Below are 19,073 nucleotides of genomic sequence, written 5' to 3'. Positions count from 1 at the left end.
GGCAAAAAATCATGGGTGCGAAAGACTACTATGACGTCCTGAATGTTTCGCGTAATGCAACAGAGCAGGAAATTAAAAAGGCATACCGCACCCTGACGAAGAAGTATCACCCGGATGTCTGCAAAGAAGAAGGCGCTGAAGAAAAGTTCAAGGAAATAAACGAGGCTTACAGCGTTCTCTCCGACAATCAGAAAAAGGCCCAGTATGACAGAATGGGTCATGAAACCTTCACAAACGCCTCCAAAGGACAGTATTCCGGAGGAGGCTTTGGTGGTGCGGGTTTCAATGCTGACTTTGGCGGGTTTGGAGATATCTTTGATGCCTTCTTTGGAGGGGGGGCGAGAAGGGGCCCCAGAGGCCCTCAGCCCGGTGCCGACCTGCTGATGCGCATCCAGATAAAACTTCGCGATGCAGCTCTTGGAACAAACCGCGACATTGACGTGATGCATACCGAACCCTGCGAGAAATGTGAGGGTACCGGAAGTTCCAACAAAAAGGTGCGTGTTTGTCCCAGATGTGGTGGAAGTGGTCAGGAGAAGCGTGAGAACAGAACGCCTTTTGGAAATTTTGTCAGCATGGCGACATGTTCACAGTGCCAGGGAAGAGGAAAGATCCCTGAGGAGCGATGTAAGGCCTGTAACGGCAGCGGACATACACGTGTAAAAAGAACAATCACAGTCACTGTTCCTCCGGGAATTGACACAGGCATGCGCCTTAGAATGGAAGGATACGGTGAGGCCGGTGATGCAGGTGCGCCAAACGGTGATCTCTTCATAGAGGTTGAGGTTCTTCCTGATGAAAACTTCAGGCGCATTGGTGATAATCTGGAGACAAATGTCACAATATCTGCTCCAAATGCGGCAGTCGGCTCTAAAGTGGACATAAATACCATTGACGGACGTGAAGTCGAACTAAGGATCCCCGCAGGTGTTCAGCACGGAACTGCCCTTAAAATCTCAGGTGAGGGTATAAAGAGAAGAGGAAGACCCGGGGATCTTCTTGTAAGAATTAAAATTGAGATTCCAAAACAGCTTAACGATGAAGAAAAAGAACTTTATGAGCGCCTTGTAGAGATTGAGGCAGCCAAAAAGGGCAAAGGCGGAAAGAAGAGCGGCTTCTTTCAGGATGTCGTCGGAAAGATGAAGGATTCAATGAAATAAACCCCAAAAAAACCTCTGACTATTAAAATATTTTTTTTGATGCTATTCATTTTATTTTGAATAAAAACCAAAGTGTAATGCTTAAATTATGAAACTGATCTTTGAACTATCCGGCGAACATCCGACACTTCCTTTTTCTGAGATAGAGTGTCTCGGTGAGATCATCGAAAGTGGCATGCAGGTTGCCGTAATGGACTGCCCGGATGCAGAGGAGACAAAACGTCTTGCAATGACACACTGTGTGATAGAAGATCTCGGAAGATGTCATGCTGATATGAATTCTTTTGAAGAAATGCTTGAAAGACTTTCATTAGAAACTGATGACGCTTTTGCAGGGCGTGTTAAAAAGATCAGTGATACGATAATTGAAGATTCCCAGCTTGATCTGGAAAGGTGCATCGGCTCCCACATAAAAGGGCCGGTTTCTCTTAATAACCCGCTGGTTGAATACAGAGCGGTTTTCTCCGGAGACAAATGCTATTTCGGCAGAGTGATCCACAAAATCGACCGCGGGGATTTTGCATACCGCAATCCTATGAGAAGGGCATTCTTCCATCCCGGTGTCATGATGCCGATATTTGCAAGAACACTTGTAAACCTCGCACAGACAAGAGAAGGGGATGTTTTGTGTGATCCTTTCTGCGGTACAGGCGGTGTATTGCTTGAAGGCATGCTCTTAAACAACAGAATAATCGGCTGTGACATGGACCGTTCAATGCTCAAAGGCTGTCTTGAAAATCTTCAGTCAGCAGAGGTGCTAAGAGTGGACTCTGCAAAACTTCCGCTCTGTGATAATTCTGCGGATGTGGTTGTAACAGACCTGCCTTATGGTCAGTCGGTTTGTATTAAGGCCGACTCGATGGACTCGTTATACAATAATTCACTATCCGAAATCAGACGTATCTTAAAGAAGGGAAGAAGAGCGGTTGTAGTCACCCATATTGATATAAGGGAGATTGCGAAACAATATTTCACCGTTGTTCAGTTTCATGAGCAGAGAGTACACAAAAGCCTGACCCGCAGGGTTATGGTCCTTGAATAATCCAAAAAATAATTGTTTAAATAAAATACTTTAAAGCTCTACAATCAAATAATGAATGAGATTAGCGTTTTAGAGGAAATGCAGGTTTGAATAACAGATGAGTATGTTAAAATGGCTTGATGCCAATTTTCCAAAAGGCAGACCAAAGAAGCCGGTTGCCAGAAGGGCTATAAGGCATCTTAAAAAGATTGAAAAGAAACAGCTTTTTTCAGATGACCTGTCGTATATGAGAGCGGCAGAGGGGAGATGGTATGAGTCCCTCATATACGAGATGTTAATTGAGGTTTCGGAAAAATCAGATCAGATAAAATATATTGTCCGGAAAGGGGCGGATGCACCTTTCCCGCCTCCCGAGATTAAACTTGGTCAGAACGGTCTTTTCTATTCCAACAGAGGTGATATTAACGTCCGTGGAAACGGTCAGGATATTGCGGAATTTGATATTCTTTTTGTTGACAATAAGGACAGGGTGTGTTTTGCCGAGATTGTAACATCAGCATCAGACTTAAAAGACATGGAGGATGAGGTAAGATACAAAAAGAAGCTTCTCGGGTATCTGTATGGTCAGGTTCTGGTTCCTTTCGTACTTTTCTCGTCAGTTGACATATCCCGTTCCTCGATTATGAAGCGCCTGATGAAAGAGACGGAAAGCACCCTTATTGTTACAAAAACCTGCGAGGAGATAAAGACTCTTTTAACGCCTGCTTCGATAAGGGGTGTGCCAAGAAAGCCTATCAATCACCCGAAATTAATTGATCTTGAGAAAGTTCCGGCTAAAAGACCTTTTGAATACAAGCATCTTCATGACATGAAGCGTGACCGGGTTGTGGGTCTCATGATGGCTGAAAAGGGTCTTTCGGAGATGAAAAAGGGAGATGAGATTCCTCCCGTTTCTAAAAAAATACTCCTGGGTGTTTTGTATCCTTCAGGTGTAAAAGCGTTAATGGATAAGAGAACCTTCACGATGAGGACAAAAAAATACGGATATGAGGATGTTGTCAAAAACTTTTCAAAGGTTGTTCTTGCAATTGACATTCCCCAGTATGAGCCTGTCATATACATGAGGTCCCGGAAAAAGAGCGAATACCTCAAGGTTGTAAAAAAGAAGTCCGGTGAACTTAAAGTAGAGAGTAAAAGGACTCCGCAGATGACAGGTTTTTATATATGGCTCGAAGACTTAAAGCCTACTCTTGGTGCAAGGGTTGCAAGGGGATATGCCGGTGTTTTCCTTGATGACAAGTAAATGAGAAATAATATCCTGACATCTGAAAAATTCAAAAAAATATAATTTTTTAAAAAAGTGCATGAAAATAATTTTTCAGGCACTCGTTTGTGGAGAAATCACAAAGTGATTTCCACTTAAAAATTCCTAAAATTTAGTTTCTTGCCCCGACTGCTCCTTCGCTGTCCTGGTATCTTCCGTTATAGAGTGTCTTTCCTCCTGTCACTTCGTGCATTATGATCTGAACGCATCGTTCGCCTTTTTTTAGTTCAATATCTTCTGCTCCCATATTGACAAGACAGAGCGTAAGATTTCCGCGAAAACCGGGATCCACATAACCGCCTCCGATCAAAACACCCCTTCTTCCAAAAGAGGATCTGCACATAAGCGTTGCAGAAACATCAACCGGGAGTTCGACCCGCTCCATAGAATGAACAAGTGTTGTTTCTCCTTTTCTGAGGATATAATCCTCGCCTGAGCGGAGATCATAGGATGCAGGCTGCTGTGAGTCGTTACTGTAGGGATTTAATATAAGACTGCCCGATTCAATCCGTTTTTCCATTTCTTCTTTTGAGAGGATCATATAAACTGTTTAAAAAATTGTTTTGTCTTTTAAAAAAAAGTATTGAATTAAAAATTTTATACATAATTCCACCAGGGGATATGGTGTGAATAAAATCTGAAAAAATAATGAAATATATACAGAAATTATTTTTTCTCCCACTTAACAAGTTCCATTACAACTGATAATGTTGAGCCTCTTTTAATCTCCTCACGTACTCTGTTTTCGTGTTTTTTCACTTCCAGTGCACGCTTTGCTATCTCATAAGCCCTTTCTTTTGGAACAACTACAACGCCCGATTCATCGCCGATTATCCAGTCTCCGGGCCGGACTGACTCTCCACAGCATTTAATCTCGGTTCCTATTTCTCCAAAGCCCTTTGGTTCACCTGCATTCGGCGAGGTTGCGGTTGCAAATACCGGAAGACCCAGTTTTTTAATGTCGTCAACGTCCCTGACAGAACCGTCAATCACGATACCGGAGATTCCCTTGTTAAGACAGCTGTGTGTTGCAAGCTCTCCCCAGGGTGCAACGTGTGTGGCACGTCCGTTGTTGATAACAATGACGTCCCCTCTTTGTGCAACATCAATTGCCTCAACCGGTTTTGCCCAGTCCCCTGCAACAGTTTCAACCGTTACTGCCCGGCCGACCATCTTCACATCGCCGCAGATTGAGATGAGGCCTGACATCGCTCCTTTCCTGTGCATCGCATCGGTAATGTTTGGTGCAGAGACCTCCAGAAATAGTGCCCTGATTTCATCGTTTATGTCGGCTTTTCCGGATTTTTTAATCCCTGGTTTGTCTATTGAATTCCTGACATTCCTTGCGGCAGCGGCAACATCGGCAGCTTTTGTAATGCTGCTTCCAACAAGCAGAATATCCGCACCTGCCAGCACAGCCTCTCCGGCGGTCTGTGCATTAAGCCCTCCTGCCGCACCTATGGGGATGTTTACCTTTCCTGCTATCTCAGACAAAAGATCAAGCGAGTTCTTTCCTTTCATCTGCTGGTCAATGCCGACATGGGCTGCTATTATGTCTACCCCGAGAGCTTCGACTTCCTGTGCCCTTTTAAGCGGCTCTTTGACATTAATCAGATCGGCCATTATTTTAACACCATACAGGTGTCCGGCCCGTACTGCCTCTGATATGACCGAATCATCTGCACCTGCAAGGACGCATACAACATCCGCACCTGCCTTTGCGGCCATTTCGACTTCAAGTGTTCCGGTGTCGGCAATTTTCATGTCTGCCACAATTATGGTGTCTGGAAATTCTTCCTTTAGTCTCCTGACAGCATTCATGCCTTCACTTTTAATAAGCGGTGTTCCCGCTTCAATCCAGTCTGCCCCGCCCTGTATCGCCTCTCTTCCGATTTGAACGGCCCTTGAAAGTTCAATCAGGTCGAGTGCTGCCTGAAGGATTGGTCCTGACATAATTACCTTTCAGATTCTTTCCAATAGAAAATTAAGTTTATCTAAATGTATTAAAAAAAGGGAGATTAAAATCTGAATTATTCTGCTTCAAATTTTTCTCTGAAAGATATCTCTTTGAGTTCTTTCTTTGACGGGATTGTGACCTCGGCAGGGTATCCTGCAGGAATAAGTGATATGAGAGTGTACTTCTCAGGCACATTAAGAAGGACTCTTGCCTCCTCTGCATAATCCATTTTGTCCCCGGCAATCCAGCATGATCCGACACCGTATGCCCAGAGTGCAAGAATAATCTGCATGGTTGCGGCACTTCCGTCTTCTACGAAGAACTTGTGATCACGTTCGGCAAATACTGCAAAACAGGCGTTTGCATCTTTTATGAATTTTCCATACGTTGCAATCTCTGATAATTGCAAAAGTGTTTCCTTATCTTTTACAACGCCGATGACCCACGGCTGCTGGTTTCTTGCAGTTGGCCCCAGTCTTGCAGCATCAAGTGCATTCTGGATGATTTCTTCAGAAATCTCCTCTTCTTTATATTTCCTGATGCTTCTTCTGCCCTTAAGGATAGTAAGTCCAAGATTCATAGGGCATAATATAGATGGATAAGACAAAAATTTTTGCTATTTTGAAGGTTAAAAAGAAGAAAAATTTTTGGGATCTTATATGAGTGATCCTAAAAATGCCATCAGATTGTTAAATCCGTCTGCCAGAACAACAGTCGGATCGATTCCGAGTATCGGGAATATGAATATAAAATATGCAAATGTTCCGATAGTACTTCCAACATTTGCAAGCGCTGCCACAAGTACAACCCTGAAGAGAGGAACTTTTCTCATCTCCGTGAAATTCTCAGCCTCTACAATCTTCTGAAGATCGGAAGTCTTTGGTTTTCTGACCTTTGCTTCGGTAATTGCCGCAAACCATCCTGCCGCAAGCAGCGGATTTAAGGAGGTCATCCATGACACACCAAAGGCGGTAACTGCGGAGAGCGGGTGGCCGCCTGCAATAAGTGTGAATCCGCCTGCAAGTATTCCGTTTATTAAAACCCAGTATACTATCGCCCAGATGAGAACATCAATGCCTACTCCTGAAAATCCTATCAGGATCATCAAAAAGGCGAACATTGCAATGAAAAGTCCGCCAAAGATGTATTTCCAGGGGAGAGTTTTTGGCTGTTCCACTAGTGATGCAAAGGGCGGGAGTTTTGAAGGGTCATTAAAGTAACCGGTGATTCCTTTTACATGTCCCGCACCGACTACTCCAAGCACTTTTTCATTATGCTGTGCGAGTCTCAGGAGCGAATGTGAAAGGTATGCATCTCTCTCATCAATGAGTGCTTTTGCCCCTCTTGGTGAGAAATTATGAAACTCTTCGATTGCAGCCTCAATCAAATCCTTATCTTTTGTCAGAGCCTCGACATCAATCTCCTCATCTCCGCCTCTTCCGGCAACGGTTCCGGCAAGTGCACCTATGAGTTTCATCTTTTCCCAAAGGCTCATCCCTTTCCAGAATCTTGAGAGTGTCAGGCGGATGTCACGGTCGGCAAGTGCTATTGGTATATTCCTTCCCTCGGCCTCTTCCATTGCCGCCATCATCTCTGCGCCTGGCTCGACACCCACATCCATTCCTATCTTTTTCTGGATGTATGCAAGCATCCACTGCACAAGAATTTCTGAAAAATTGCCGCCCTTTAGTATATCGTCAACGGTTGCTTTGGGCCCTTCTTTTTTGAGTGCCGCATATCTTCCCTGATCAAGTTCTATTGCAACCACATCAGGTTCAAATTCCTCTATTGCCCTTCTGACTTCATCAACGCTGTTCTGTGACACATGTGCCGTGCCTACCAGACGTATTTCACCCAATTTTTTTAACCCCCTCGCTATCTATCACACAAAAACTATTGCGGGGCATTTTTGTATTTTCATAGATATTACTAATTTTATTAAATTCCATATCTTCTTTCTCTTTCCGGCAGATAAGTTCGTCTGATAACATAAGGGCCTCTTCTTTTGTTATCTCTTCTCCAAGACCCGGACACTCAAAGGCTGTCAGCCCGTCCTCTGTTATCATGAAAGGATAAGTCCTGCAGATGAGCGGGCGGTGTTTGTATATTTTACACCTGTTACCCGGACCTAAAAATATGCAGTTTTTTTCGTTCCTGCGAAGGCACCATGCGAATGTAAATGTTGAATCATTCTCACTGAAAGTTTCAGGATATGGTTCAGCAATATCGTTCCATGAAAGTTGGGTTGCTTCGATTATTTCCCTGATTTCAGGAGCGCTTAAAAGAACAAGATTTGAGTCTTCAGAAACATTTGAGCAGCATTCGCCGCACATTCTGCACTGAAAACCCGTTTTTTTGATCTCCTGTCCCGTTTTTTCTCTGTCCTGCATGTGATTATCAGAGCAGCTCTTTTGTAATTCTGTCAAAGTTTTCAAAAACTATATGTCCGTTTTCAGTGTGACTTACTTCAGGGTGCCACTGAAGGCCGTAGAGGTGTTCATCAGGCTTTGCCATCGCCTCAACACCGCAGATGTCGGATTTTGCAAGAAGTGTAAAGCCTTCAGGCATTTTCCTGACTTCATCTGCATGTGATGCCCATACTGAAATTTTGTCCGGGAAGCCTTCGAGTATATTGCAGTGGTCAAGGATTTCAACTTCAACACCGCCAAAGCCGCCCATTGCACCTTTTGTTACTGTGCCGCCTCTTCTGGATGCAATTATGTGGTGGCCGAGACAGATTCCAAGTACCGGGAGACCAAGGTCTACATACTCCATTGCAAAGTTTGCACGCGAGATGTCAGGTCCTCCGCCCAGGATAATTCCCCTGCATTCCTCAGCTACTGTCTCAGGCGGGGTGTCGTTTTTAATCATTTCCGCATCTATCTCAAGATCTCTTAGCATTCTCTTGATTAGATGGTTAAACTGCCCAAAGTTATTTACAAGATATATGGGACGCATTTCATAGTAGTAAGGAATTATAAGGGTATAGAGTTTTCATAAGAGGCACGGGCCCGAAGAATTGTTGGTGCCGGTATAACAGATCTCAAATGGGCATCTGTTTTGGCATTTATGGGCAAAATAAGATTATTTATTGTTTTATTTGCATCCAAAACGATCCAGGTATTCAAGAATTGCCTTCCAGATCTCTTCTTTGCTATAATTCATCATATAAGACAGCCAGAGTGCCCCGCTTAAGAGCGCACCTTCCTTTACTTCGCCGTCACAATAGCGCCTCAGGGATTCCCTTCCGATATTTTCGAAGTCAGGGTCTGTATACCACGCAACAGCGCCAACCTCTTTTACGGCACCCTCAATATCTGCAACTGTGTCTGCGCGCACATATTCTGTTGTGACAAGGGGCGGCATTTTTTTATTCATTGCTTTCAGGACTGCACAGACTGCAAGCATCTGCGATCCACCTGAAAGGATAATCTCTCCTTTAAAGCCCTTTGTGATTCCGGCAACGACGGGCATCATAGGATCTCCTGCGTACCTGACTATATCGAGAGGGTCTTTGATATTGTCGTTTTTAATCCTGGCGAGAACATCCCTGCAGATAACTTTCTTCACTGATGAATTGTTCTTAATGAAACTGCTGGAAACGCCAACATCATATCCAAGACCCCTGAGGACACAAAGTGCTGTGGTTGTTCCTCCGGGAACACTTTCTCCAAGCATTAACAGATCGCTGTAACTGTTCCACTGTTTTCCTATTGTAATCCCCTTTTGATACAGTTCATGTGCATCCGGTACTGCATCTTCTTTTCTGGGATCACCGCCGGGTCTCCCGTAGACATCGATGCACGGAATTTTGGGAGTATTTACAAGACCTGCGTTGACAATTAAGGGTTCAATGTTGCAGAGTTCAAGCAGTGCACGGGTTATGGTTGCAGGTGTTGCACATCCACGCGGGCTTAAGGGGATATCCATTCCTTTTTTCAGACCGTTTACTATCAGTTCTGCATCAAGATTCGGGGTCATAAGGGTTGCTTTTGGATTTGCCCCTGCCGCAGATACTCCCGGGACTGTTGATAACATTGAATTGCCTATGACCATCGCCGCCATGGGCTTTTTAAACGAAATGTCAGGTACAACTGATAGAAAACTCATGTACCTTATCTTTCTGCATTTTACCTGATAAAAGTTAATTCATTAATATTTCATTAAATCATAATTAATTGATCTCTTCTAAAAAATAATTAAGTTGAATTTTAAAGACAAAAATGGCTTTTTTTGGGATATATTTACTTTGAGGCAGTAACAAAATATGATTATCACATGAAAGGATTTCTAACCTCTGTCCGTGCAATGTTTCAGTTTTGCACCATACTTCCGCTTGGACAACCTGCCGACTATGACGAATATGCACGCCGCTTTTATCTGATGCCTCTTACAGGCTATCTGGTGGGAGGGCTTGCAGCTCTTGCCTCAGTTCTTTTTGCAGATCTTCAGCTGTCGGCGGCGGTGGCTCTTGCTGTTGTGATGGTAATTTACGGTTTCAATCACTTTGACGGTCTCCTTGATCTGGGCGACGGTCTGATGGCACATGGAAGCCGTGAAAAACGAATAAAGGCCCTTACTGATCAGCAGATTGGTGCAGGAGGTGTTGCAACAGGTATTCTTGTTCTTCTCCTGACTTATTCCGGACTATTATCGGTTGCGTCCATACCTTTTGCGATACTGGCGGCTGAGGTAATGGCAAAATTCTCACAGGTTGTCTTTGTGGTAAACGGGAAACCTTTCAGGGAAGGTATGCATTCGTACACCCACTCTTTTACAAAGTGGTGGTTTACGCCTGTCGCATTTATGCTCTGCCTCCCTCTTCTCCTCCTGCCCCTGAATGCCTTTGAATTCGGAGGCATCTTTATCGGTATGGCTATTCCTGTGATTTTATTGTATGTGCTTTCAAACAGGCTTTTTGGAGGAGTCAACGGGGATGTTGCCGGCGCATCAAATGAAATTGTGAGGATGTTTGTAATAATTGCTCTTGCAATCCTTTCCTGATTTTTCTGTTTTTTGAACTAATTTAAGTTAATATTAATAGAGTAAACTACCCCTATGATCTTTCATGGAAATGCCTGATTATGGTTTACATACCAAAGGCGGAGTCATTACGCAAAAGGATGGGGATAATTGTACCATCAGAACGCGTATGCCCGCCGGGATACTGTCGATTGAAAAAATGCGTGGCATTGCTGACATCGCTGAACAATTTGGTCAGGACAGGGTACATCTGACAACCCGTCAGACAATAGAAATCCCTCACATCCACTTTACCGATATAGATAAAATTGGAGAGGCCCTTGAGGCAAACGGGACTCCTATTGGTTCTGAAAGAGATGAAATTGTGAATATTGTGGCATGCCCGGGAAATGACAGGTGCAAATTTGCCAATATCGATTCAATAAATCTTGCCTTCCGTATTGACGAGAAACTTTTTGGAAAAGAGATGCCTGTCAAGGTAAGAATTTCAATTTCAGGCTGTCCTTATGCCTGCACAAGTCCCATACTAAATGAAATAGGTATAGTTGGAAGAGTAAAGCCGATAAGGACACCGGGACTTTGCACGGGGTGCGGCCAGTGTTCCGAATACTGCAAGGAGATGGCAATTGCGGTTGTAAACGGTGAGGCTATTGTAAATGATGAACTATGCATGCAGTGTGGTGTATGTATCGAGTCATGCCCGTTCAAACTGATACAGGTCAGCAACAGAGGATATCTAATCACTGTCGGGGGAAGAAGGGGAAGACACCCAAAGCTCGGGCGTGAACTGGTTGAAGTTGAGACCGAGGATGAGGTGATAGAGGTTATTGACAAACTTGTCTACTGGGTTTACAGGCGTGCGTGGTCAGGAAGACTTCTCTCAGATCAGCTTGATGACATAAACTTTGAAAAATTCAAAGGCGATATTCTGGAATCACTTGAGGTGTAAACGCGGGGCAAACGGGATCTGCTGAATCTGTAAATGTCCATGATTATCGGCAAAATAAGATTTAAAAATCTTAAATAATCTTTTTTGAAGAAAAAAGAATTTGTATGATTTATGTTGTGCGTCTTAATAGCTGTACATTGACTTAAATCCGCTGTCCTGATCATCGTTGCATATGATTGCAGTGCCGTCGCGAATTAATGTGTTGAACATCATAGCCGCGTTCAAAAGTTCATCTTCAGGTGTCAGTCCTTTTTTTACACCGCCCAGTTTTTCTTTTTGGGGTGTTTTTATCGTTCTTTTACCTACCAAAACGCCTTCACAGTTTTTGCAGTATGCGCAGTGGCTGTAAACTGATACTTCTTTTCCTGCGCACGTTACAGTAACTTTTGATTTATCTTCGCTAAAATTCAGGTCGAGAGATTTCATTTAAAGATGATGTATATCCAATAGAATAATAGTTTGTCCATTTAGATGGCATTGAAACGGGTTTTGAAAATTTCATTGTGAATCATTCACAACGAAATCTTTTATATGGCGTATTTCCATATATAAGATACTCGTATCTATGCGATCGGACGAATTATTTTGTCCTTTTATAAAATGAGGTTTTGAATATGGCAGCTGAGAAGCCACATATGAATCTGGCCGTGGTTGGGCACATCGACCACGGAAAGTCCACAACAGTGGGTCGTTTACTGTTTGAGACCGGTGCAGTACCTGCGCACGTTATCGAGAACTTTAGAAAAGAAGCAGAATCAAAAGGAAAGGGTTCCTTTGAGTTTGCATGGGTAATGGACAACCTCAAAGAGGAGCGCGAGCGTGGTATCACAATTGATATCGCTCACAAGAGGTTCGACACAGACAAGTACTACTTTACAGTAGTAGACTGCCCAGGCCACCGTGACTTTGTCAAAAACATGATCACCGGAGCATCACAGGCAGATGCAGCACTTTTAGTTGTTGCAGCACCTGACGGCGCAATGGAGCAGACAAAGGAGCACGTTTTCCTTTCAAAGACACTTGGTATCAACCAGCTTATCATTGGTATCAACAAGATGGATGCAGTCAAATACGATGAGAAGCGCTATGAGGAAGTAAAGGCACAGCTCTCCGATCTTATCAAGATGGTAGGATTCAACCCTGCACAGGTTCCTTTCATCCCAATGTCAGCTTTCAACGGCGACAATATTGCAGCCAAATCCGAGAACACAAAGTGGTACAACGGTCCAACAGTTCTTGAGGCTCTCAACGATCTTGTTTCACCGGAACTTCCAACAGCACTTCCGTTCCGCCTCCCAATTCAGGATGTTTACACAATTTCAGGTATTGGAACAGTACCTGTAGGACGTGTTGAAACAGGTGTCATGAAGAAGGGAATGAAAGTTTCATTCATGCCTGCAAACAAGGATGGAGAAATTAAGTCAATTGAGATGCACCACGAAGAAATTCCTGAGGCACTACCTGGAGACAACGTAGGTTTCAACGTCCGTGGTGTCGGAAAGAACGATATCCGCCGCGGTGATGTTTGTGGTCCTGCAGATGCACCACCATCAGTAGCAGAAGAATTCACAGCACAGATTGTTGTTCTTCAGCACCCAAGTGCAATCACAGTCGGATACACCCCTGTATTCCACTGCCACACATCACAGGTAGCATGCACATTCGTTGAGCTCGTCAAGAAGCTTGACCCACGTACAGGTCAGGTCAAAGAAGAGAATCCAACATTCCTCAAAGCAGGAGATGCCGCAATTGTTAAGTTCCGCCCGGTTCAGCCTATGGTAATTGAGAACTTCAAGGACATCCCACAGCTTGGAAGATTTGCAATTCGTGATATGGGATCAACAATTGCAGCTGGAATGTGTATCAGTATTCAGCAGAAAGAGATGAGATAATCTCATCTATACAATATTTATTTGGTGATAAACATGCAAAAAGCCAGGATTCGTCTTTCAGGAACAGATTTTGAAAAAGTCGAGATGGTCTGTGACCGCATCAGGGAAATAGCAGAGAGAACAGGTGTAAACCTTTCAGGTCCTGTACCCCTTCCGACAAAAAGGATGGTGGTTCCTATTCGCAAGAGCCCCGATGGAGAGGGTACTGCAACATGGGATCGCTGGCAGATGCGTGTCCACAAGAGACTGATTGATCTTGATGCAGATGAGCGTGCACTCAGACAGCTGATGCGCATTCACGTCCCAAAGGACATCGGCATTGAGATTGTTCTTGAGAACTAATAAGGGAGGCGGCAATTGACAGCCGCAAATTTTTTCTCTCAATTTAGAGATTATGGCAGGTTCTTTACTGTTGAGAGAACTCTGATTTTAATATTTATTATCGGAATTTTATTCAGATTTTTGTTTCTTGATTTAAAACTGCTGCATCATGATGAGTCTATTCATTCATGGTTTGCGTGGAATCTTTTAACAAAGGGCGAATATGTTTACGATCCTGTATATCACGGGCCTTTTTTGTATTATGTGACAGCCGGAATTTTTGGAATATTCGGGGCATCTGATTTTACAGGCCGGATTCTGCCGGCATTGTTTGGGAGTCTGCTTGTTGGTCTGGTATATCCTGTATACAGGCTTGGATATCTTAACAAAAGGCAGACAGTATTCGCAGCACTCTTTCTTGCAATATCTCCGGATTTGATCTATTTCTCAAGATTTTTGAGAAATGATATATTTGTGGTATTCTTCACTCTGCTTTTGCTTGTGGCTCTCCTTTACTATATTGAGAGAAAAGAACTGAAATATGCCCTGCTTGCAGGTGTCGCTGCGGGTCTTGGTCTGGCTGCAAAGGAGAATATGCCGATTGTATTTTTGATATTCGGATCATACCTGTTATATCTCATATACACCGGCAGATTCACGCTGCCTAAAACCTGGATTCGTGACTTTGTTCTCTCCGTCTTTTTGATGGGAGGGATACTGGCTCTGTTCTATTCTTCGTTTGGAGCCCACCCGGAAATATTAATTGAAGGGCCGGTAAATGCAATTTCACACTGGACGGCGATGCACAACCAGCAGAGGCTTGGAGGTCCGGCGTATTTCTATATCATCTTATTCCTGCTATATGAACTTCCTGTACTTCTTCTGGGAATTGCAGGAGTATATGACTTTATCAGATGCAAAAAACAGGGAATCTCAGTAGCCTGTGAGACTGCCAAATCTGAATATTCTGACACTGGAATGAATACAGGGAAAAGCGCTGAAACAGCTTCTTCTCTCACAACCTTTGATAAAAACCGGGAATTCACCCGATTCTGCATCTATTGGATGATACTCTCTTTGCTGGTCTATGCATATCTGGGTGAAAAAGTGCCCTGGCTGATACTGCATCAGCTCGTTCCGATGATCTTTGTTGCCGTGTATAATTTTGAAAAATGGAAGGTCTGGTTATCGGCAGCGGGAATTATATTCCTTTTATTGATGACAGCACATGTTGCCTTTACTCCGGCAGACATAAGCGAGCCGATAGTGCAGGTTCAGAATTCAGAAGACCTCCGTTTCGTTATGGAAATAATTGATTCGGCTGACAGGGTTGCCATATCAAATGAAGTCAGATGGCCTTTTGTCTGGTATTACATCAACGATTATCCGGATAAGGTTTCATATTATCCGGAAGGTTACGATGCCGCAAGGGGTCCTGAGGATTATGATGTCATTATTTTGTATGACGTTGAAAAAGTGGATAAAATACCGGGTTTTGAGAAGTATTCCTTTAAGAAAAGTTACTGGATAAGTGTGTATGATCTGATTAAGACTCCCTGGCAGAAAGGGAATATGCTTGACTCAGGATACAGGCAATTGATTTTCAGTGATATAAAGAGCCTTATTGGTTACTACTTTACGAGGGATGCAAAGACCGGCAGCATCAACCTGGATGTTTTTGTAAAATCCCAATAAAACTTTTTTAAAATCTTTTGGATGAAAATCAAATCCTTTTTTATCTTAGAATGTGATATTCCGTAAAAATCCCGCAATCGAATTTAAATCAGGATCATAAGTTATTTTCTTTTCAAAAGGAACATGGATCTTCCAGATTAAGAAGCGGTAATATGCCTGTCCCCTGATTGTAATTTCTATGTTTTCGTCAAGAACCGTTTTTAATGCAAGCGGGATCAGGCTTTTGTGATATATTTCAACAGGTATCATGACGTCTTTGTTCTCCTTTGCCTGAATCGAAATGCTGTTTTTCTCTCCGTGTGCAACATGCTTCATCCGGCCGTTATCATTCATCAGTATATCAAAGGAGAGATCGTCTATTGTTCCTCCAATGGGATTTTTATTATCAATAAGAATTTCCATGTTAAGATCTGTTTTATCAGTCGAGATCCCTGAGATTTCAATTGATATAAGGGAGATATCCGGAGCCTTAAAAAAAATAGCCGGGACGTAAAGGGAGGATAAAACAACTGCTGCTGTAAGTAATATTATTGCAGCAAAAGCGATTGTTTTTTTTGATGCATTAAGATAACGATTGAAAAAACCCTTCACAATTCTTTATATTGACAGTAATCTATATAAAATGCCTTTGAATTTATAAATCGCAAAAAAGATGGATTTTCTGTATAAACAGATGTTTTAGTCAAAGTGGTTTTTAACTTCCAAAAGCATTTTTGGAATATCAATTTTTTGGGGGCATTTTTCACTGCAGGCATTGCAGTTTATGCAAAGCGATGCATCACCTTTACCGTCCGATTCATTTCCGAGCATTGAGTGATAATAAAAGCCGGCTGTATCATAATCATTGAAAAGGAATGAATTGTTATAGTGAACAAAACAGGACGGAATGTCCACACCATTCGGGCAGGGCATACAGTAGCCGCAGGTTGTGCACCCAATTTTCATTCTTTCCCTGATTTTTCCGGCGATATTGTCTACAAGCTCAAGTTCCTTGTATGTAAGTGAATTCGGCTCACTGGTCTTTGCTATGCGTATGTTTTCATCGACCTGCTCCTGACTGCTCATACCGCTTAAAACAACCGTGACTGCCGGGTGATTTAAAACCCATCTGTATCCCCACTCGGCAGGTGATCTTTTTATTTCAGCTTCCTTAAACAAGTCAAGAATATCTTTTGGAATATTGTTTGCAAGATGGCCGCCGCGAAGAGGCATCATTACCGCAACACCTATTCCCTTTTCAGCTGCATATTCAAGACCCCTTGTACCTGCCTGGAAATTTTCATCAAGGTAGTTGTACTGTATCTGGCATATGTCCCAGTCATAACAGTTTATCAAATCTACAAAAAAGTCATAATCGTCATGGAAAGAAAAACCGGCATACTTTATCCTTCCGTCCTTTTTTGCCTGATCAAGAAACTCAAGCACCCCTAGATCCAGAAGTTTCTCCCATCTGCTTTTTGAGAGAGCAATTAAAAGATAATAATCTATTCTGTCGGTCTGAAGTTTTTTAAGCTGTTCATTCAGGATATTATCCATATCTTCACGTGAATTAACATGCCATGATGGAAGTTTGGTTGCGATATTAACTTTTTGTCTGTAACCGTCCTGTAAAGCGCGTCCAAGAAAGCTTTCACTCTCCTGATTATGGTAGTCATATCCGGTATCGATATAATTGAGACCGCAGTCGATTGCTCCTCTAAGCATTGATGTTGCTGTTTTTTCATCAATGTTTCCGTCTTCTTTTAACGGAAGACGCATTGCGCCGAATCCTAAAGCGGAAAATTTATCCCCGGTTTTAGGGTTTAATCTGTAAAGCATGCAGTTAATTCACCTGTATTTACATAACCCCGTGCAGAAAAATCTTCAGAGTCTGAAGTTTTTCTATATTTTTTATGCAGGAGTATCAAGTGTCAGAGAAATGTATTATCCTTACACTATTTGATGGCAGTGATATTGCATGTTCAGTCCGGATTAAAAAAAATCCGTTTTAACAATTGTAAATATGAACAAAAACAATGATATTCTTTAGATAGAAAATATACGAGTTAGTTCAGGCGGTTTGTTTATGGATGATATTAAGGGAGAATTTCTATGGCAGTGTACAATTCCTGACAATACCGAACTGCAGGAACATACCCTGAAAACTGATAAAAGCATCATCATCGGGGACCGTTGTAAGATAGATTACGGTCTTTTTGGTGATGAGGTTCTTGTCAGTGAATTTTGCAGCATAAAGGGAAATATTCGTGCAGAAAGTGATATCAGACTGGATAACTGGTCTGAGGTAACAGGAGATGTGTACACAAACGGGGATGCATATATCGGAGAGGGTGTAAAGATAGACGGGCGCCTGGTGGTTCTCGGCGACCTTGATCTTGGGGACAATGTCCAGATAAATAAGGGATTTGAGGCAAAAGGATGGATATCAATCAGGAATCCTCTTCCTGTTGTAACATACATCATGCTTTATCTGATAACTCTTCTGGGTCTTGAAAAAGAAGAAGATATAGTGGCTTTTTTTGAAAAATTATTCTCCGAAGATAATGATAATTCATCAATGCCCCTGATAATACCTCCAAATTCAACCCTTAACATGGAGAAGTTCTCAGTAACGCAAAGTATGAAAATTGGTAAGTTGTGCAGACTGCATGGAAATATCCATGCTGAATCTGTAATTATTGAAGAGAACAATACGATATTCGGCAGTATATCTGCAAACAGGGATATAAAGATCTCAGGCGGAAATGTCATACACGGGGCTGTTACGTCCAACGCCGGAAATGTAATTATCGAAAAAGATGCGCATATACTCGGAGATATCAGGTGCCGTTCCATTGTAATTGACGAAGAGGCCTTAATTGACGGTACTATTCGTGCACCGGGGGGACTAAAGATAGAGAGAGGGAAAAAATGAAAATAAATGATATATTTGAGATTGAAAATTTAGAATGCCTTGAACCAACCCTTAATGATCATACAGAAACCGGCTATACCGGCATGACGCTGTCTTTGGATGCAGATGATGCAAGACTCTTAATAGATGAGGAGGAAAACCCGGTTGCAATAGCCGTTCATGAAAAAGATGGTGGATGGCTTGTATCTTCCTTTTTGTACAGACCTTTTTCTCTTGGAATTCTCGAATTTTTTGAAGAATTCGGCAGTGACATCTATCAGGAGAACAGAAATACCTGCCTTTTTGCCCTCCGTGAATATTACTGCAATGACATTTTAAACGAGTTTCCGTCTGTTATTGAGGATAACCGCCCCGGAAGATATGAGATGATAAAAAGCCTCCTTGATCAAACCGGCTGGGACGGGAAGGGGAAAACCGCTCTTGACTTCTGCTGCGGTTCGGGTGTTGCAACATCAGTTCTCAGGGATAAGGGTTTTGAGACACTCTCATTTGACAACGATGCCGGCTTAATCTCCCGCGGTATACAAAGCGGTCGTCTTCTGCCTGATTATTCAATGTGCATTGATGCATCATGTGCTTCTGTATTCTGTCCGGATGCCGACTTTGGAATAGGGCTTATGCTTGGGGACATCACTGCTTTCAACAGTCATATCTGGGAAGGAATTTCAGCTGAAATCTTTGGACTGTGTGAAAATGTATTAATTTCAACTGCAACCGAACCTGAGATCAAAAGAATAGAGGGCTGGTGCAGGGACTCAGGAAGGAAGGCAGAGATCTTTTCAAATGACAGGGATCCGATCTATGATGCATGGGTCTGTCTCTCAGAAGGTTTCTAAAAAAATAAGCGAAAAGCAACTAATCTTTTACGCTGTCTTATGAAAATGGAACTTCCATTT

At 42.7% G+C, this 19,073-nt stretch carries 20 protein-coding genes; 10 read left to right on the top strand and 10 right to left on the bottom strand.

Translation table 11 applies throughout. The features are described 5' to 3' along the window. The first annotated feature begins 11 nt into the window (after positions 1-11). From dnaJ to F1737_RS07670, 3 genes are all read left to right on the top strand, one after another. Entirely contained in the window at positions 12-1,160 is a 1,149-nt protein-coding gene (gene dnaJ / locus F1737_RS07680; protein WP_317136001.1) for a molecular chaperone DnaJ, read from the top strand. A gap of 88 nt (positions 1,161-1,248) precedes the next feature. After that, complete coding sequence (locus tag F1737_RS07675; RefSeq protein ID WP_317136000.1) at positions 1,249-2,202, top strand: methyltransferase domain-containing protein; 954 nt, start codon at positions 1,249-1,251, stop codon at positions 2,200-2,202. A gap of 97 nt (positions 2,203-2,299) precedes the next feature. Then, the gene (locus tag F1737_RS07670) at positions 2,300-3,445 is read left to right on the top strand and encodes a hypothetical protein (RefSeq protein WP_317135999.1); all 1,146 of its coding nucleotides are present in this window, start codon (positions 2,300-2,302) and stop codon (positions 3,443-3,445) included. 133 nt (positions 3,446-3,578) lie between these two features. Here the strand turns inward: F1737_RS07670 and F1737_RS07665 are convergent, their stop codons facing one another. The 7 genes from F1737_RS07665 to cobT form a co-directional block, all read right to left on the bottom strand. After that, positions 3,579-4,007, bottom strand: coding sequence for a dCTP deaminase (locus tag F1737_RS07665; RefSeq protein ID WP_317135998.1), 429 nt, complete (start codon positions 4,005-4,007; stop codon positions 3,579-3,581). Positions 4,008-4,132: 125 nt separating this feature from the next. Beyond that, on the bottom strand, positions 4,133-5,419 hold the full coding sequence (hxlA, locus tag F1737_RS07660; RefSeq protein ID WP_317135997.1) for a 3-hexulose-6-phosphate synthase: 1,287 nt from the start codon (positions 5,417-5,419) through the stop codon (positions 4,133-4,135). A 77-nt stretch (positions 5,420-5,496) separates the two neighbouring features. Next, a complete protein-coding gene (locus tag F1737_RS07655; RefSeq protein ID WP_317135996.1) occupies positions 5,497-6,003 on the bottom strand; it encodes a nitroreductase family protein in 507 nt (168 codons plus the stop codon). 75 nt (positions 6,004-6,078) lie between these two features. Further along, the gene (locus tag F1737_RS07650; protein ID WP_317135995.1) at positions 6,079-7,281 is read right to left on the bottom strand and encodes a TraB/GumN family protein; all 1,203 of its coding nucleotides are present in this window, start codon (positions 7,279-7,281) and stop codon (positions 6,079-6,081) included. Further along, the gene (locus F1737_RS07645; RefSeq protein WP_317135994.1) at positions 7,274-7,813 is read right to left on the bottom strand and encodes a YkgJ family cysteine cluster protein; all 540 of its coding nucleotides are present in this window, start codon (positions 7,811-7,813) and stop codon (positions 7,274-7,276) included. The genes F1737_RS07650 and F1737_RS07645 overlap by 8 nt, the downstream gene beginning before the upstream one ends. Before the next feature lie 7 nt (positions 7,814-7,820). Beyond that, positions 7,821-8,381: a GMP synthase subunit A gene (locus F1737_RS07640; protein ID WP_317135993.1), complete on the bottom strand. Its 561-nt coding sequence runs from the start codon at positions 8,379-8,381 to the stop codon at positions 7,821-7,823. 138 nt (positions 8,382-8,519) lie between these two features. Then, positions 8,520-9,533 (bottom strand): nicotinate mononucleotide-dependent phosphoribosyltransferase CobT, encoded by a 1,014-nt coding sequence (cobT, locus tag F1737_RS07635; RefSeq protein WP_317135992.1) that lies wholly within the window; start codon positions 9,531-9,533, stop codon positions 8,520-8,522. A 168-nt stretch (positions 9,534-9,701) separates the two neighbouring features. On the opposite strand from cobT, the gene cobS reads away from it, so the two are divergent. Both cobS and F1737_RS07625 read left to right on the top strand, forming a co-directional pair. Next, positions 9,702-10,427, top strand: coding sequence for an adenosylcobinamide-GDP ribazoletransferase (gene cobS / locus F1737_RS07630; RefSeq protein ID WP_317135991.1), 726 nt, complete (start codon positions 9,702-9,704; stop codon positions 10,425-10,427). A gap of 70 nt (positions 10,428-10,497) precedes the next feature. Next, positions 10,498-11,355, top strand: a complete 858-nt coding sequence (locus F1737_RS07625) for a 4Fe-4S binding protein (protein WP_317137882.1) — start codon at positions 10,498-10,500, stop codon at positions 11,353-11,355. Between the two features lie 123 nt (positions 11,356-11,478). Here F1737_RS07625 and F1737_RS07620 read toward each other — a convergent pair whose 3' ends face one another. Further along, entirely contained in the window at positions 11,479-11,781 is a 303-nt protein-coding gene (locus tag F1737_RS07620) for a hypothetical protein (protein WP_317135990.1), read from the bottom strand. A gap of 188 nt (positions 11,782-11,969) precedes the next feature. Here F1737_RS07620 and tuf point away from each other — a divergent pair, with 188 nt between their 5' ends. The 3 genes from tuf to F1737_RS07605 are packed head-to-tail and all read left to right on the top strand — an operon-like array spanning position 11,970 to position 15,263. Next, positions 11,970-13,247 carry a translation elongation factor EF-1 subunit alpha gene (tuf, locus tag F1737_RS07615; RefSeq protein WP_317135989.1) on the top strand — a complete coding sequence of 426 codons (1,278 nt, stop codon included), beginning with the start codon at positions 11,970-11,972 and terminating at the stop codon, positions 13,245-13,247. 33 nt (positions 13,248-13,280) lie between these two features. Further along, positions 13,281-13,589, top strand: a complete 309-nt coding sequence (rpsJ, locus tag F1737_RS07610) for a 30S ribosomal protein S10 (RefSeq protein WP_317135988.1) — start codon at positions 13,281-13,283, stop codon at positions 13,587-13,589. 15 nt (positions 13,590-13,604) lie between these two features. Next, complete coding sequence (locus tag F1737_RS07605) at positions 13,605-15,263, top strand: flippase activity-associated protein Agl23 (protein ID WP_317135987.1); 1,659 nt, start codon at positions 13,605-13,607, stop codon at positions 15,261-15,263. Between the two features lie 45 nt (positions 15,264-15,308). Here the strand turns inward: F1737_RS07605 and F1737_RS07600 are convergent, their stop codons facing one another. Together F1737_RS07600 and F1737_RS07595 are read right to left on the bottom strand one after the other, a co-directional pair. After that, complete coding sequence (locus F1737_RS07600) at positions 15,309-15,854, bottom strand: LEA type 2 family protein (protein ID WP_317135986.1); 546 nt, start codon at positions 15,852-15,854, stop codon at positions 15,309-15,311. An 87-nt stretch (positions 15,855-15,941) separates the two neighbouring features. Beyond that, positions 15,942-17,081, bottom strand: coding sequence for an aldo/keto reductase (locus F1737_RS07595; RefSeq protein ID WP_317135985.1), 1,140 nt, complete (start codon positions 17,079-17,081; stop codon positions 15,942-15,944). A 247-nt stretch (positions 17,082-17,328) separates the two neighbouring features. Here F1737_RS07595 and F1737_RS07590 point away from each other — a divergent pair, with 247 nt between their 5' ends. Then, positions 17,329-18,177, top strand: coding sequence for a polymer-forming cytoskeletal protein (locus F1737_RS07590; RefSeq protein WP_317135984.1), 849 nt, complete (start codon positions 17,329-17,331; stop codon positions 18,175-18,177). Beyond that, positions 18,174-19,013, top strand: a complete 840-nt coding sequence (locus tag F1737_RS07585; RefSeq protein WP_317135983.1) for a class I SAM-dependent methyltransferase — start codon at positions 18,174-18,176, stop codon at positions 19,011-19,013. The genes F1737_RS07590 and F1737_RS07585 overlap by 4 nt, the downstream gene beginning before the upstream one ends. Positions 19,014-19,073: the final 60 nt, after the last annotated feature.

Origin of the sequence: Methanoplanus sp. FWC-SCC4 (genome assembly GCF_032878975.1) — an archaeon.
Lineage (GTDB): Archaea > Halobacteriota > Methanomicrobia > Methanomicrobiales > Methanomicrobiaceae > Methanochimaera > Methanochimaera problematica.
Note: the sequence above shows the minus strand (reverse complement) of the source record. Positions and strands in the feature narration are given on the sequence as shown.